The 13,927-nt window shown below is 52.7% G+C and carries 14 protein-coding genes; 6 read left to right on the forward strand and 8 right to left on the reverse strand.

The annotated features are described in order from the left end of the window. Window positions 1-3 precede the first annotated feature (3 nt). Window positions 4-1,062 (forward strand): FUSC family protein, encoded by a 1,059-nt coding sequence (locus IE076_RS10880; RefSeq protein WP_189436785.1) that lies wholly within the window; start codon window positions 4-6, stop codon window positions 1,060-1,062. 48 nt (window positions 1,063-1,110) lie between these two features. Here the strand turns inward: IE076_RS10880 and IE076_RS10885 are convergent, their stop codons facing one another. Next, the gene (locus IE076_RS10885; RefSeq protein ID WP_189436786.1) at window positions 1,111-1,647 is read right to left on the reverse strand and encodes a peroxiredoxin-like family protein; all 537 of its coding nucleotides are present in this window, start codon (window positions 1,645-1,647) and stop codon (window positions 1,111-1,113) included. Window positions 1,648-1,798: 151 nt separating this feature from the next. Between IE076_RS10885 and IE076_RS10890 the strand changes: the two genes are divergently transcribed. Together IE076_RS10890 and chrA are read left to right on the forward strand one after the other, a co-directional pair. After that, on the forward strand, window positions 1,799-2,611 hold the full coding sequence (locus IE076_RS10890; RefSeq protein ID WP_189436787.1) for an AraC family transcriptional regulator: 813 nt from the start codon (window positions 1,799-1,801) through the stop codon (window positions 2,609-2,611). Window positions 2,612-2,699: 88 nt separating this feature from the next. Then, the gene (gene chrA, locus IE076_RS10895; RefSeq protein ID WP_189436788.1) at window positions 2,700-3,926 is read left to right on the forward strand and encodes a chromate efflux transporter; all 1,227 of its coding nucleotides are present in this window, start codon (window positions 2,700-2,702) and stop codon (window positions 3,924-3,926) included. Window positions 3,927-3,998: 72 nt separating this feature from the next. On the opposite strand, the gene purQ is transcribed toward chrA, so the two are convergent. From purQ to purC, 4 genes are all read right to left on the reverse strand, one after another. Continuing rightward, a complete protein-coding gene (gene purQ / locus IE076_RS10900; protein ID WP_189436789.1) occupies window positions 3,999-4,670 on the reverse strand; it encodes a phosphoribosylformylglycinamidine synthase subunit PurQ in 672 nt (223 codons plus the stop codon). A gap of 44 nt (window positions 4,671-4,714) precedes the next feature. After that, complete coding sequence (locus IE076_RS22845; protein ID WP_189436790.1) at window positions 4,715-4,822, reverse strand: phosphoribosylformylglycinamidine synthase-associated small membrane protein; 108 nt, start codon at window positions 4,820-4,822, stop codon at window positions 4,715-4,717. A 29-nt stretch (window positions 4,823-4,851) separates the two neighbouring features. Next, the gene (gene purS / locus IE076_RS10910) at window positions 4,852-5,091 is read right to left on the reverse strand and encodes a phosphoribosylformylglycinamidine synthase subunit PurS (RefSeq protein WP_189436791.1); all 240 of its coding nucleotides are present in this window, start codon (window positions 5,089-5,091) and stop codon (window positions 4,852-4,854) included. Between the two features lie 209 nt (window positions 5,092-5,300). After that, a complete protein-coding gene (gene purC, locus IE076_RS10915; protein ID WP_189436792.1) occupies window positions 5,301-6,065 on the reverse strand; it encodes a phosphoribosylaminoimidazolesuccinocarboxamide synthase in 765 nt (254 codons plus the stop codon). A 357-nt stretch (window positions 6,066-6,422) separates the two neighbouring features. Here purC and IE076_RS10920 point away from each other — a divergent pair, with 357 nt between their 5' ends. Together IE076_RS10920 and IE076_RS10925 are read left to right on the forward strand one after the other, a co-directional pair. Then, the gene (locus IE076_RS10920) at window positions 6,423-6,746 is read left to right on the forward strand and encodes a DUF1476 domain-containing protein (protein ID WP_189436793.1); all 324 of its coding nucleotides are present in this window, start codon (window positions 6,423-6,425) and stop codon (window positions 6,744-6,746) included. A gap of 166 nt (window positions 6,747-6,912) precedes the next feature. Next, on the forward strand, window positions 6,913-7,680 hold the full coding sequence (locus IE076_RS10925; protein WP_189436794.1) for an HpcH/HpaI aldolase family protein: 768 nt from the start codon (window positions 6,913-6,915) through the stop codon (window positions 7,678-7,680). A 61-nt stretch (window positions 7,681-7,741) separates the two neighbouring features. Here the strand turns inward: IE076_RS10925 and rpe are convergent, their stop codons facing one another. The 3 genes from rpe to IE076_RS10940 all read right to left on the reverse strand — a co-directional run bounded on the left by rpe (window position 7,742) and on the right by IE076_RS10940 (window position 10,114). Continuing rightward, window positions 7,742-8,410, reverse strand: a complete 669-nt coding sequence (gene rpe / locus IE076_RS10930) for a ribulose-phosphate 3-epimerase (RefSeq protein ID WP_189436795.1) — start codon at window positions 8,408-8,410, stop codon at window positions 7,742-7,744. Window positions 8,411-8,511: 101 nt separating this feature from the next. Further along, window positions 8,512-9,498 (reverse strand): symporter, encoded by a 987-nt coding sequence (locus IE076_RS10935; protein ID WP_189436796.1) that lies wholly within the window; start codon window positions 9,496-9,498, stop codon window positions 8,512-8,514. A gap of 130 nt (window positions 9,499-9,628) precedes the next feature. Further along, window positions 9,629-10,114 (reverse strand): Lrp/AsnC family transcriptional regulator, encoded by a 486-nt coding sequence (locus IE076_RS10940; protein WP_189436797.1) that lies wholly within the window; start codon window positions 10,112-10,114, stop codon window positions 9,629-9,631. 155 nt (window positions 10,115-10,269) lie between these two features. Here IE076_RS10940 and IE076_RS10945 point away from each other — a divergent pair, with 155 nt between their 5' ends. Next, entirely contained in the window at window positions 10,270-13,755 is a 3,486-nt protein-coding gene (locus tag IE076_RS10945) for an indolepyruvate ferredoxin oxidoreductase family protein (RefSeq protein WP_189436798.1), read from the forward strand. Window positions 13,756-13,927 lie beyond the last annotated feature (172 nt).

Consider the following 13,927-nt stretch of genomic DNA (forward strand, 5'->3'; position numbering starts at 1 on the left):
GCCATGTTCTTCAATTACGTTCTCGGTTTACGAACAAGTCTGATGGTTACACTGGCAGCTATTATCGCGTTGCTGGTTGATGTAGATGACCCATGGTGGTCAGCTATGTCCGCCCTGACAGTGGCTAATGCAGACTGGACCAATGTGTGGCGTAAAGGCATGCAGCGCGTTATTGGGACAATCATCGGTGGTTTTTCTGGCTACTGGATCGCCCTTATGGTTAAAAACTACCATTTTTTCCAATGGATTGCTGTCGGCTCTTTGGCAGCGTTCGCTATTTATAAGCGGATGGCGAGCCCGAATTTTGCGTATGCCTGGCTGCTGGGGAGTGTGACGGCGATGCTGGCTATTTATGCTTCCTTCACACAAATCGAGGGTCTCTTTCTCCTGATGGTTGATCGGACTATTGCTGTTGTGATTGGTGTTATGACGGCGGCTGTGGTCTCTTACTTCATGAATGAAGACAGCTCTCTAGCTGTCGGGATTGGTCCTTATCTTCCCCCTAATATCGATACGATGGATAAGAACTGGGTGTTTGCATTATGTGTTAGTGGCGCCGCTGTCGCGGTGATTGCTCCAATTGTTTACGTTGGTCATGATTTGGCGGCCATGGTGCAGATCATTATTACGTCGCTCGTGGTGCTTTATGGGCCTGCTGTCTCCGTAAAGAAGTTTGCTCTGAACCGGACTTTGGGCTGTTTTATTGGCGGCCTGATGGGGTTTGCGCTTATTGGGCTTGGTCTGCAGTCGTTCTTTTGGTGGGGCTTGCTGCTGGCGATCGGCCTGTTTTTCCTTGCATCAGTCCATCAAGGCGATAGCTACTGGTCTTACGCAGGTATGCAAGGCGGGTATGCCTTCGTTGTTGCCGCCTTGGCGTCTTCTGGACCTGTCGACAATTTCAATCAGGTGATTGATCGTCTCGTCGGTGTGGTCTTGGGGGTTCTCATATCCATTGCAGTTCTGGTTGTGGTTCGTATCTGGCAGGGGGCGGATTTTCCGGATATTGAGCATATGAACCGTCAGAGAGCTCTTGAGGCACAAGTAAAGAAAGAGAGGCCGTAAAATCACGGCCTCTCTGTGCATCAAGAAATTTGTTTGTGGTATATTTGATTACAGTGCTCCGGTGTATTCACCGCGAGCGGGATAATCATTCTTGATGCAGAAGTCGAGGGCACCGAGCATTGGCTTAAAGTCAGGACGTGCAAATGGCATGGTCTGCACGTTGCCGAAGTAAAGGGTGCCGTCAGGCTTTACAAAGAACAGGCCCGGTTCTGCAAACAGGTCTGGTTCTTCAACACCGATTGATGTCTTGCCGTGGCCTGCTGAGATGTACAGGCCCCATTCGCGCGCCTTGGTCAGAGAAACACCGTAACCAACGCGCAGTTTGTCTGCTTTGATTGACTCGGCAAATTTCTCGGCGCGACCTTGTGTATCGGTCGACAGGGCCACGGTCTTCACGCCGCGTTCTGCAAACTCTGGTGTCAGGCGTTCTAGTTCTTTTAGGTAGTTTGCGCAGATGGGACAGTGCAAGCCACGGTAAAAAACAACCAGCGTGGCGAAGTTGGATGCGTCTGTTGACAGGTCGAATGTACCACCACCAACGAGGTTCGCAGACAGGCTTGGGACTTTCTGGCGAGGGATAAGCATTTTGTTCTCCTGAGCTGGTTTCTTTTTCTTCTTATCGCATTGCTCAATTCGTTTTTCTTGAAACGGCAAATAGCAGTGGTCGATTTGTGCTTATTATGATACTGAACGTTTGATTGCTTTTTGTACGGAATAACTGACTGAGAGTTCGGATATGGCCACTGTGCTTGCTGAGGTTCAACCTGGAGAGCTGAGATATGATCGCCTTTCGTCGCTTATTGAGCGGTTTAAGGTGGAAGCGTACATTCTTCAAAACACCGAGGATGACGTGCTTCAGGGGAACTTTTTCATTCTTCAGTGTGCGCAGGGCCTCAGGAAACTGGTGTTTCTTCCGTCCAGTCCTGACAATCCCACCTCAATCAAGCAAATTTGCGATGAGACTGTCGTTTTGGCGGGCGCACGGGTGGAGTTTGGTGGGCCGGGTTCTCAGTTGAGTACAGCGCTGCCAGATTGTGTCGAGATTGAACTACGGGATGCGCCTGAACTGGAAAGTCTCGCGGAGCTGGTGGTGGAAGAGGTTCTGTCACCGCGCTGTGGTGGAGCGGCAGTCATCAATCGCCTCTGCGAAGTGGTGATGATCCGGCTGCTGCGTCATGCCATTCTTACGGGTGCTGCTGGTAGTGGTTTGATTGCGGGTCTGGCGCATCCAAACCTGGCGCAGGCTCTGGTTGCTATTCATGAAAATCCCGCAAAGCCATGGCGTCTTGAAAGTCTTGCAGAGGAGGCGGCCATGTCCCGTACCCAATTTGCAGTGCATTTTAAGAATGTGATGGGAGAGACGCCAGGGTCTTACCTGAGTAACTGGCGATTGGCGCTGGCCAAGTTGGATTTGGAAGCAGGACATTCCCTGAAAAGTGTCGCTTCGCGCGTTGGGTTCGTTTCGCCCACGGCATTGTCGCGTGCCTACCAACGACGCTACAATGAGCTACCTCGTCATGTTGCATCGAAAACCGTTATGGCGCTGTAACCTTGGTAGGTTTACGTATTTGTCATAGTGTCACATATCTGGTTTATATGCTGCTCCGCTTTCCTCCGAAGATATGATTGAGCTGCCTATGAGTTTTTCTGAACGCCCGACCAACCTTCCTGAACAGCAGTCCAAAGGGCATGTGCTTGAGGTCTTTCTCGCCTTCTTAAAATTGGGGCTGACGTCGTTCGGAGGGCCGATCGCTCATCTTGGCTACTTTCGTGAAGAGATTGTAAAACGCAGGAAATGGCTGGCCGATGATGCTTATGCAGATCTGGTTGCGCTGTGTCAGTTCTTGCCCGGTCCTGCGAGCAGTCAGGTCGGGTTTGGTCTTGGTCTTATGCGTGCCGGACCGATGGGTGCGTTAGCAGCGTTCGTTGCCTTTACTGCTCCCTCTGCGCTTCTACTTTTTGCCTTTGCTTATTGGGCGTCTTACCTTCAGGGTCCAGTAGGCTTGGGTATGATCCATGGATTGAAGTTGGTTGCTGTGGCTGTTGTTGCGCAGGCCGTCTGGGGGATGGCACGGAACTTCTGCGTGGACCAGCTGCGCGCTGGTTTGGCTGTGTTGGCTGTGGTCCTGATTGTGGCACTTGGGGGTGCGGGCGGACAGATTGCGGCGATTGTGGCTGGTGGTCTGGGTGGTTTCCTGTTCTGCCGCTCTGAGCCTAAAGCTGAAGTACACGACGTTTCCTTTGCACCGCGTCGGCGGGTTGGGCTGATTGCAATTATTCTGTTTGCGGCACTGCTGTTTGGACTTCCTATGGTGAGCGATCTTACGGGGAGCTCACTGGTCTATGTGTTTGACAGTTTCTATCACTCTGGTTCACTCGTGTTTGGCGGTGGACACGTTGTTCTGCCGCTTCTGGAAGCCAAGGTCGTTGGCACGGGGATGGTGAGTGAGAACTCGTTCCTTGCTGGTTATGGTGCGACGCAAGCGGTTCCCGGCCCCTTGTTCACCTTCGCGGGATATCTGGGTGCAGAGATGCAGACGGGTTATGCGGCTTGGGTTGGTGCGACCATTGCGTTGTTGGGTATCTTTCTGCCGGGCTTCCTGCTTTTGATCGCGGGCTTGCCGTATTGGGCTTGGTTGCGGCAAACGCCGTCAGCGCGCGGGATTATGGCGGGTGCGAATGCGGCTGTGGTTGGTGTTCTGGGTGCGGCGCTTTATTCGCCGGTCTGGACGAGCGCGGTGCTTGATGCCAAGGATTTCGCAGCTGCCTTGTGCGGGTTTGTGCTGCTGCTGTCCTTTAAGGCACCGCCTTGGGTCGTGGTGGTTCTGCTTGCCGTGACCGGGGTTGGCTTCGCCTTCATTTAAGAGGCTTAAGACAAACAAAAAACCCGGAGTGCTGAGCTTCCGGGTTTTTTTTAGATCTACTGTTCTGGCTACTTACGCTGCCAGATTTTCCATGACGCTTTCAAACAGTGCGCGGCCCTCGATGCCACCATGAAGATCCTCAACTAGGTTTTCAGGGTGAGGCATCATGCCAAGGACGTTGCCTTTTGCGCTGGTGATGCCGGCAATGTCGTTGAGGGAGCCGTTTGGATTGGTACCGTCAGCATAGCGGAATGCGACGCGGCCTTCTCCTTCCAACTCCTTCAGGGTCTCAGGATCAGCGAAGTAGTTGCCGTCATGGTGGGCCACTGGACAACGCCAGACTTTACCTTTTTCCATTCTGGAGGTGAACGCGCTGTTGGTGCTGGTGGTTTCCAGCATCACTTCCTTACACACGAAGTGGAGGGAGGCGTTGCGCATCAAAGCGCCCGGCAGAAGGCCTGTTTCTGTCAGCATCTGGAAGCCGTTGCACACGCCCAGAACGTGACGTCCCTGATCAGCGGCTGTTTTCAGTGCCGGCATGATGTGGGAGCGGGCAGCAATTGCGCCTGAACGCAAGTAGTCACCGTAAGAGAAACCGCCCGGCAGGACATAAAGGTCTGCGTCCGGCAGTTCAGTTTCGGTGTGCCATACTGTGGCGACTGGCTGGCCGGAGATTTGCTCCAGCGCTTTGATCATATCACGGTCCCGGTTGGAGCCAGGGAATAGGATCACTGCGGATTTCATGAATGTTTCCTCTTGGATGGAGGGCCGCTTGTCACAGACGAGTTTTACAGAAGTAAAAATACCGCAAGAACAGAGAGGGCAGCTGGCAAGCCGATAAAGATGATTGCTTTGATAATCATGAACCGGATGATCCGGCCAGTATCGTCTTGCACGGTGTTGCCCTCGCAGGTTCCGCTATCGGCTAGAGCAGTTCGATAGAGTAGTTTTCGATGACGGTGTTTGCCAGCAGCTTTTCGCACATGGCTTCAATGTCAGCCCTGGCCTCAGCCTCGCTGCGGTCTGCCAGCTCCAGGTCAAATACTTTACCCTGGCGAATGCCTTCAACGCCTTCAAAACCAAGAGAACCAAGGGAGCCTTCGATTGCTTTGCCCTGGGGATCGAGAACACCGTTCTTGAGAGTGACGGTCACACGTGCCTTCATGGTTCTAACTGGTCCTTCCTTACCAAAATGAGGGATTTAAGCGGGCAGCAATTGCGCTGGTCGCCAAAATCCAATTCTTGCGCGCGTTCATAACGCGGGAATCTATGTCGGGGAAGCAAAAACTACGCGTGGTCGTCAGATAGTTTACTACCGCTGCGGTCCTTGCCTGCCCTGAAATGCAAAACGGGCCTCACGGGCCCGTTCATTGATTACTTGACTAGCACTGGTCCGGAATGTCCCGGACGGTCGTTGTCGATCAGGATGCCGAGCCTGCGGGCTACTTCCTGATAGGCTTCAACCATGCCGCCCATATTCTGGCGGAACCGGTCCTTGTCCATCTTGTCGTTTGTTTTGGTATCCCACAGGCGACAGCTGTCCGGAGAGATCTCGTCAGCAAGGACAATGCGCATCATGTCGCCTTCAACCTGACGTCCAAGTTCAATCTTGAAGTCAACGAGGCGGATGCCGACGCTCATAAACAGACCGCACAGGAAGTCGTTGACGCGGATGGCAAGTGCCATCATGTCATCCAGTTCCTGAGGTGCGGCCCAGCCAAAAGCGGTGATGTGTTCTTCAGAGACCAGGGGATCTCCAAGCTCGTCGTTCTTGTAATAGAACTCGATAATGGAGCGTGGAAGCTGAGTGCCTTCTTCCAATCCAAGACGCTTGCACAAGGAGCCTGCAGCAACGTTGCGGACAACAACCTCGATTGGAATGACTTCCACCTGATGAATCAGCTGTTCACGCATGTTCAACCGGCGAATAAAATGGGTTGGAATACCCATGTTATTCAGATTGTTGAAAATGTACTCAGAAATCCGGTTGTTCAGGACGCCTTTTCCATCAACGACTTCATGTTTTTCGTTGTTGAAGGCTGTAGCATCATCTTTGAAGTGCTGAATCAGCGTTCCCGGCTCAGGACCCTCATAGAGAATCTTGGCCTTGCCTTCGTAAATTCGCCGACGGCGGTTCATTGGCACTTACCATTGCGTTTGTAGAACAAGTCGTACGGGTGACGTTGGGGCGTAAACTGGTTGACTGTCAAACCATTCGTGCCAAAACTTGCGCGAATGTTCCTCCAGCACCGGTTTTCGCATCTTTCATCATCGCGAAAATCACGATCCCGCTATGCGGCGCGGAACTTAACCGACTTTTTGATAAAGCACAAATGGGTAATTGGATTGGCGGTCTTAGTCACTGATATTCCACTGATACCAACTGATGGCTTTTGACCTGCAAATAGAAGTTGCGTAGAATGAAACCCGTAGGTTATAGCGTGGCTTGTAGGAGGGGAGGGACCTTTTTACATTGTCTGAGCTAGGAGGGAAAAGATGACCACGTTCGACAAACGAGCTGAGGCTTTTGAAGGCAGTTTTGCAATTGGTTCTGAGCAGGCTTTCAAGGCAACTGCACGGCGGGACAAACTGCTGGGGCAGTGGGCTGCTGAGAAGCTCGGTTTGGCCGGGGACATTGCGGAAGACTATGCCAACAAGATTGTGCAAACCGATCTCAAAGAGCCGGGCGACGAGGACATTTTTGCTCGTATCTCCAAAGATTTTGCAGATGCGGGTGTTGAACAGTCCGAACATCAGATCCGTCGCACCATGGACGAGCTGATGGTTGTTGCGAAAAAGGAAGTTGCTGAGGAAGCCTAAGTGCTTCGCGTTAAGCAGGCTCTAAATGAGAGCTCCTGACTAGAGATTTTGCCGTCTTCCCTTGATATTGTCGGGAAGACGGCTTTTTTATTGGAATGACACTTGCGTTGACGAGCTGGTGCTGCGTGACTTGATGGTGCCTGTGCTCAATTAGATGAGGCATGACATGAGTAAAAATATGTGTCTGGCAGAGAAACTGCGGGCAGGACAAACCGTTTTGAGCGCGTGGGCCACTCTGCCCTCCCCGATTTTCTCCAGCCTCTTTTTGAAGGGCGGCTATAAAGCTGTGACGCTGGATTTGCAGCACGGTTTGCAGACCAGAGCAGAAGCACGTGATTCCATTAAGGAGATGATCATTGGGGGCGGTCATGCGATCGCGCGGATCCGGATGGATGATTTCAGGAATGCGAGCTGGCTGCTCGATGCAGGGGCAGAGATGATCATTGCACCCATGATCAACTCGGTTGACGATGCAAGGAAGCTGGTGGAGTTCTGTAAGTATCCGCCGCTTGGGACACGCAGCTATGGCTCTGTCGGTGCGACCATGACCGCTGGTATCACCATGGATGAGTACTTTGCGTCGGCTGATAAGAAGACACTGGCGATTGCTATGATCGAGACGCCCGAAGCATATGCGGCTCTTGAGGACATTCTTGGTGTTGATGGTCTGGATGGGATCTTCGTGGGACCATCTGACTTGTCGCTGACGGTCTCAGGCGGCAAGAGTGTGGCGCCTGTGTCTGAGGCGTCTTTGGCAATGCAGAAGGATATTGCCGAGAAAACCAGCGCAGCTGGAAAGATTGCTGGGATCTACTGCGTTACAAAAGATCATTTGCAGCATTCAAAGGCCGCTGGCTATCAGTTCATGACCTTTGGGACTGATTCGACTTTGTTTATCTCTGCAGCTGCTGAGGCGGCACAGGCCTTGGACTGAATGCAGATCTGAATAGAAAAGGCCGCCTTGTGGGCGGCCTTTGGTGTTTCAAGGTGAGGTCTTAGACCTGAGCTGCAGCACGGATTGCTGCTATGTTTTCGCGGTAGCTGTCAATGGTCCCGCCTTTGAAGACGGCAGAGCCAGCAACCAGTGTGTCAGCGCCTGCCTTGGTGACCAGCGGAGCGGTCTGCGGAGTGATGCCGCCGTCGATCTGAATGCGGATCGGGCGATCGCCGATCATGCTTTTGATGCGTGCGACTTTCTCGACCTGGGACTCGATGAACTTCTGGCCACCGAAGCCAGGGTTCACGGTCATGACAAGGATCATGTCGAGGCGGTCGAGAACGTATTCCAGACAGCTTTCATGGGTGGCGGGGTTTAGAGATACACCAGCTTTCTTGCCCAGATCGCGGATTGCCTGCAGCGAGCGGTCCAGATGCACGGTCGCTTCTGCATGGACCGTAATGTAGTCGGAGCCAGCTTTGGCGAAGGCTTCAAGATACGGGTCACACGGCTCGATCATCAGGTGGGTGTCGAAGACCTTATCTGTATGCGGGCGGAGTTTTGCGATCACGTCTGGACCAAAGGTGATGTTTGGAACGAAGTGACCGTCCATAACATCCAGGTGGATCCAGTCGGCTCCAGCTTCTACAACATCACGAACTTCTTGCCCCAACTTGGAAAAGTCTGATGCAAGGACGGAAGGGGCGATAACGAGCGGTTGTGCCATAGCAGGGATTCTCCTTGGTGTGCCCAATTTGCAGTGCGGCTAGCATGGACATTGATGAGAAGCAAGTGGTGCGTTCATCGCAGCTTTGATCGCTGTGTCTTTCATCGGGTGGCTGTGGTTTGGCGGACCCGCACGGCCGCGGGCTTGAGCAGCCATGGGAGCAGGTAGATGGGGAACTGGGCGAATGCGAAAAAGAGCCATGCCAACTCTGGAATGGTTCCTCCCAATGCCGCGACCATCAGGCCCAGATTGCGGCTCCCGGCGCCATAAGCTGCGATGAAAGCCGTCTGTCGCCCTGCGGGATAGAAGATCAGGAAGGTCACAAGCAGTTGCAGGCCAGCAATGGCAAAGACGCCGATGAACAAGGCAGCGGCTTTGAAAGGTGCAGCCAATGCAAAGTCGGTCACACCATCCATGGCAGCAATAGCGAAGATAAAGAGCACGATACAATTGATGCCGTTGATATGGTCGGTCATCTCTGTAATGCGTTTTGCGCCGAGCAAATAATAGATAAGGCGGCCCAGAGCAGCGGATCCCAGCAGGAACAGTGTCAGATTGGCTGCCAGTGAAAACGGCGAGATCTGAAGGTTTTCCGGCAACAGAAGGTAGGCAAACAAGGCGGTGCTGAAAGGCGCGATGATAAATGACAAGGCGGAGATCGTAAGGGCGAGCGCGCCGTTGAGGCCGAACATCCAGATGAAGATGGGCGAGGACATGACCGGAGGCGCTGCGGAGACCATGAACAGTGCTGTGAGCACACCCAGGTCAAACTGATCCAGTCCGATGGCCAGGCACGCCAGTGTTGCGAGCATGGGGAGCACAAGCATCTGCCAGAGCATGGCGGCAACGGCTGGCAATGGGCGCGTGAGCTGGTGGGCGATGGCTGCATTATCGACGCGGATGAAACTCAACGTGAGCAGGACGAAAATTGCAGGCGTCAGAAGCCCGCGCAGCGCTTCGGCAATTCCGGGCAGGAACAGGCCGAGAAAAATGGAGATGGCAACTGCATTGGCGCCGCTTCGCCCCAAAAAACGCAGGAGCGCATTGATCAGTTGCAGGCCACCTGCGAGAATTGTTGGGGAGGGCAATGTTTAGTCCACGCGACAACTTAAGTGCAAGAGATCGCGCGACTAAACCATATTAGCGGCGTTTGAGCAAACATTGCCGAGTTTAAGAGACTGCGCGTCAATCAACTCTTATGACTGGGGGCCCGAAGTCCTAACTGACAAACTCTTTAAGAGGTAATGCAACTGTTTCCTTAATTGTCGAGACTACAATACGGGATTGAACATCTGACACCAAAGCGTTGTCCAGAAGTTTCAAGCGTAGGAAGTCGTCGTAACACTTGATGTCACTGGCGACGACTTTGATGAGATAGTCCACTGCGCCGGTGATGCGTTCGCATGTGACAACTTCAGGCCATATCCCGATGAGCCTGTCGAATGCTTCCATGTTATCGCGGCTCGGCACAGTGAGCTTAACAAAGGCATAGGCGAGAAAGCCAAGGCCGACTGCTTCGCGATCAACCAGTGCAGCTGTCTGCTTGATCACTCCAGTCTCCTTGAGTTTCTTAATTCGTCTCCAGCACGGTGTTTGGCTCATCCCAGCTTCTTTGGCGACATCGGCGATGGATTGGGATGCATCTTTTTGCAGAATTCGCAGAACGCGGATGTCGGATGGGTCTAATAAAGAATTTTCGCTCATGTGCCCCCTCAGGAATAATTTTTCGACTGAATACGTATTTTCCGGTAGGATAGCACAGAAAGCACGCAAAAGAAGGATCACTATGGGCTAGGACGAAAGAATTGGTTTTGGGAGGGGGAACCGTCCACAGCCAAGATGGGAGAGGAGCTCATTGAATGAATGTAAGTGTGCCACCAATCAGCTTACATGATAAATATACAGCTGAAGAAGGCAATGTTTACCTGACCGGTATTCAAGCACTGGTGCGACTTGCTTTGGATCGCGGTCGATTGGATCGTGCTAATGATTTGAAAACAGGCGGTTTTATCTCCGGATACCGTGGTTCTCCGATCGCTGGCTACGACACGGAGCTTCAAAGATCACGTCAATATCTTGATCCGCTGGACATTCAGTTTCAACCGGGAGTTAATGAGGAACTGGGCGCCACAGCGGTTTGGGGATCACAAAAAGTCAGACAGCACGGCAAAGGTTCTGCCTTTGATGGCGTCTATGGCATCTGGTACGGGAAGGCGCCGGGTGTGGATAGAGCTGGGGATGTGTTGCGTCAGGCAAATGCATCCGGAACCGACCCGAATGGCGGTGTTGTTGCTCTTGCGGGTGATGATCATCTGGCAAAATCTTCCATCTTGCCAGCGCAAAGCGAGTTTTTTTTCCAGCATGCGGAAATTCCGGTTCTGAACCCCGCTGACATTCAGGAAGTTCTGGATTTCGGTCAGCATGGGTTTGAGATGTCGCGCTACACAGGCCTGTGGAGTGCGTTGATCTGTCTTGCTGATACTATGGATGCATCCGGTGTTGTGTCTGCGGATCTGGCACGACATTCTTTCGTGCGTCCAGCGGCATTCGATCCGCGTAAGAATGCTGAGTTGAACCGGGTCTTGCTGCTTGGCAATCGCCTGGAGACCGAGCGTTTGCTGCGCGATATCCGTATGCCTGCTGTTCTGGCGTATGCGAAAGCGAATCGTCTGGACCATGTGGCCTATGGCGCGCAGAAGCCGCGAATCGGTATGGTTGCGACCGGTAAGGCTTTCCGCGACCTGTGTCAGGCACTGCGCCTGATGGGGATCACAGATCAGCGTGCAAAAGAGATTGGGCTTGCGGTTTATAAGGTGGGAATGCCTTATCCGCTGGAACCAACGGCGTTCTCAAGTTTCGCACGAGGTGTTGAAAAGATTCTGGTGGTTGAGCACAAACGTGCGTTCATGGAGCCACAGATCAAAGAGATCGCCTACAACTGGCCAAGTGATCAGCAACCACAGATTCTCGGCAAGAAAGATGCGCAGGGTGAGCCATTGTTCTCCGATGTGCTTGAGCTTTCTATTGATGAGATGATCCGCGTGATCATGAATTTCCTGCCTAAGGAATACGTCACCGATGAAATGCGGGCCGTTGCTGATTCCATGATGCGTCAGCAGATGTGGGCGCAGGGCAATGGTGAAACAGCGGCGCGCTCGCCTTACTTCTGTTCCGGTTGCCCGCATAACACCTCGACTGTTGTGCCGGAAGGGTCGCGGTCGATGCCGGGTATTGGGTGTCACGCCATGACCGAGATCAGTGGCCGCACAACCGATGGCCAGATTGCCATGGGCGGTGAAGGTACGCTTTGGGTTGGTCAGGCGAACTTTGCCCGTGACAAGCACGTGTTTGCGAATATGGGGGATGGCACCTACTTCCACTCCGGTATCCTGTCGATCCGTCAGGCCGTGGCGGCGCGTGTGCCGATCACCTTCAAGATTCTTTATAATGACGCGGTTGCGATGACTGGCGGTCAGGAGATTGATGGTTCGCTTACAGTGCCTCAGCTGCTGAACCAGCTTCATGCGGAAGGCGTGAAGAAGGTTGTTCTTCTGAGCGAGAAGCCTGAGGAATATGCTGGCCGTCAGGATCTGGCCGTTTCTGAGCCGGTTCATCACCGCGATGATCTGATGAAAGTGCAGAACGAACTCAAGGAGTTCAACGGCGTTTCAGCGATTGTGTTTGATCAGACCTGTGCTGCGGAAAAACGTCGCCGCCGCAAGAAAGGGCTTTATCCAGACCCGGACCTGCGCGTGATGATCAATGACCGTGTCTGTGAGGGCTGTGGTGATTGTTCGGTTCAGTCGAACTGTCTTTCAGTTGAGCCACTTGCAACACCGTTTGGCGAAAAACGTCGGATCAACCAATCATCCTGTAACAAGGACTTCTCCTGTGTGAAGGGGTTCTGCCCGTCCTTTGTTTATGTGAAGGGCTCGAAGCTGCGTCAGGCAAAACCAGCTGATTTTGCGCTGGATGAGTTTGTGAAGGCGTTGCCGGAGGTTCAGCTACCATCGCTTGAAAGTACGCATAACCTTTTGGTTGCGGGTATTGGTGGCATGGGTGTTACGACCATCTCTGCCATTATTGCAATGGCGGCGCATATTGATGGGATTAAAGCCTCAACGCTGGATATGACCGGACTTGCCCAGAAGTATGGACCTGTGACGTCTCATGTGCGTTTTGCGGCTGCAAGCGATACGATTGAGGGGCCACGTGTACCACCTGCACAACTGGATGTACTGATTGCGAGTGATATGCTGGTTGCCAGTAAAGCAGAGCAGCTGTCCCTTTATCACAAGAGCAGAACGCATGGGTTTGTGAACACAAACGTCACGCCGACCTCTGAGTTTGTGATGAAGCAGCAGCTTTCCTTTAATGAGCACAATATGAAGCAGACTCTGGAACAGGGGACTGTGGATCTGCGTGCGCATGATCTGGCCAATATCGCAGAGAAGCTGCTTGGTGATTCTATCTACACCAACATGATGCTCATCGGGTTGGCCTATCAGGCGGGCACTTTGCCGATTACCGCTGAAGCTATTGAGCACGCGATCACATTGAACGGTGCTGCGGTCGAGAAGAATATCCATGCGTTTCAGGCTGGGCGTGTGCTTTATGGCAATCCTGATGCCATCTTCGGTGCTCTGCCACGCCGTGATGCAGTTAAGGCAATGACCCTTGATGAGAAGATAGACTTCTTCGCCAAGGAGCTGACTGCTTATCAGAATAAAACCTACGCCAATACCTATCTGGAGAAGATCTCCCAGATCAAAGCGCGGGATGAGGAGTTTGGTCCCGGTTCGCTGGAGCTGACGCACACTGCAGTTGAGATGCTTTATAAGGTGATGGCTTACAAAGACGAGTATGAAGTTGCCCGTCTTTATAGTGAGCCAGCGTTCCGTAAAAGCCTCGAAGCTCAGTTCGATGATCCGGGTGAGTTGGAGTTGTTGCTGGCGCCTCCATTCTTGCCAGGTAAGCCGGATCCAAAGACAGGCCGTCCTCAGAAGCGGGCGTTTGGTCCCTGGATCTTCAAGGCTTTCAATATGCTGGTTTCTCTTCGTGGCTTGCGTGGCACGGTGCTTGATCCGTTTGGATATGCGCAGGAGCGTAAAGACGAGCGTGCACTGCTCAAGCAGTACCATGATGATATCAGTCTGGCCTGCGGAAAACTGGGAACTGCAAATTATGGCTTGCTACGCGAGTTCCTTAATTTGCCCGACTCCATTCGTGGGTACGGTCCAATTAAGGATGAGAATCTGAAGCAGGCGCAGCTCAGACGTGAGGAATTGCTCGGGAGACTTGAGGAAGACCCTACGACAGTAACCTTCAAAGAGGCAGCTGAGTAAGACCTGATTCTTTGCAGAAACCATAGAATGCCGGCCTCTTTGGGGTCGGCATTTTGTGTTTGGCATCACACTTATGCGGCTTAATCCCTGATTTGTGACTTTCTGGTGGCCGTGCGCGCAATTTTCCCGAAATTTGAACTTGCTTTTTTATAAGTCCCTCACTAAAACCGAC

The sequence above is a fragment of the Pseudovibrio japonicus genome, assembly GCF_014651595.1.
In the GTDB taxonomy this organism is placed as follows: Bacteria; Pseudomonadota; Alphaproteobacteria; order Rhizobiales; family Stappiaceae; genus Pseudovibrio; species Pseudovibrio japonicus.

Bases quoted from the DNA above. Each gene is read 5' to 3' on its own strand.
- IE076_RS10880 (WP_189436785.1), top strand. From the start codon at position 4: ATGTTCTTCAATTACGTTCTCGGTTTACGAACAAGTCTGATGGTTACA.
- IE076_RS10885 (WP_189436786.1), bottom strand. From the start codon at position 1,647: ATGCTTATCCCTCGCCAGAAAGTCCCAAGCCTGTCTGCGAACCTCGTT.
- IE076_RS10890 (WP_189436787.1), top strand. From the start codon at position 1,799: ATGGCCACTGTGCTTGCTGAGGTTCAACCTGGAGAGCTGAGATATGAT.
- chrA (WP_189436788.1), top strand. From the start codon at position 2,700: ATGAGTTTTTCTGAACGCCCGACCAACCTTCCTGAACAGCAGTCCAAA.
- purQ (WP_189436789.1), bottom strand. From the start codon at position 4,670: ATGAAATCCGCAGTGATCCTATTCCCTGGCTCCAACCGGGACCGTGAT.
- purS (WP_189436791.1), bottom strand. From the start codon at position 5,091: ATGAAGGCACGTGTGACCGTCACTCTCAAGAACGGTGTTCTCGATCCC.
- purC (WP_189436792.1), bottom strand. From the start codon at position 6,065: ATGAACCGCCGTCGGCGAATTTACGAAGGCAAGGCCAAGATTCTCTAT.
- IE076_RS10920 (WP_189436793.1), top strand. From the start codon at position 6,423: ATGACCACGTTCGACAAACGAGCTGAGGCTTTTGAAGGCAGTTTTGCA.
- IE076_RS10925 (WP_189436794.1), top strand. From the start codon at position 6,913: ATGAGTAAAAATATGTGTCTGGCAGAGAAACTGCGGGCAGGACAAACC.
- rpe (WP_189436795.1), bottom strand. From the start codon at position 8,410: ATGGCACAACCGCTCGTTATCGCCCCTTCCGTCCTTGCATCAGACTTT.
- IE076_RS10940 (WP_189436797.1), bottom strand. From the start codon at position 10,114: ATGAGCGAAAATTCTTTATTAGACCCATCCGACATCCGCGTTCTGCGA.
- IE076_RS10945 (WP_189436798.1), top strand. From the start codon at position 10,270: ATGAATGTAAGTGTGCCACCAATCAGCTTACATGATAAATATACAGCT.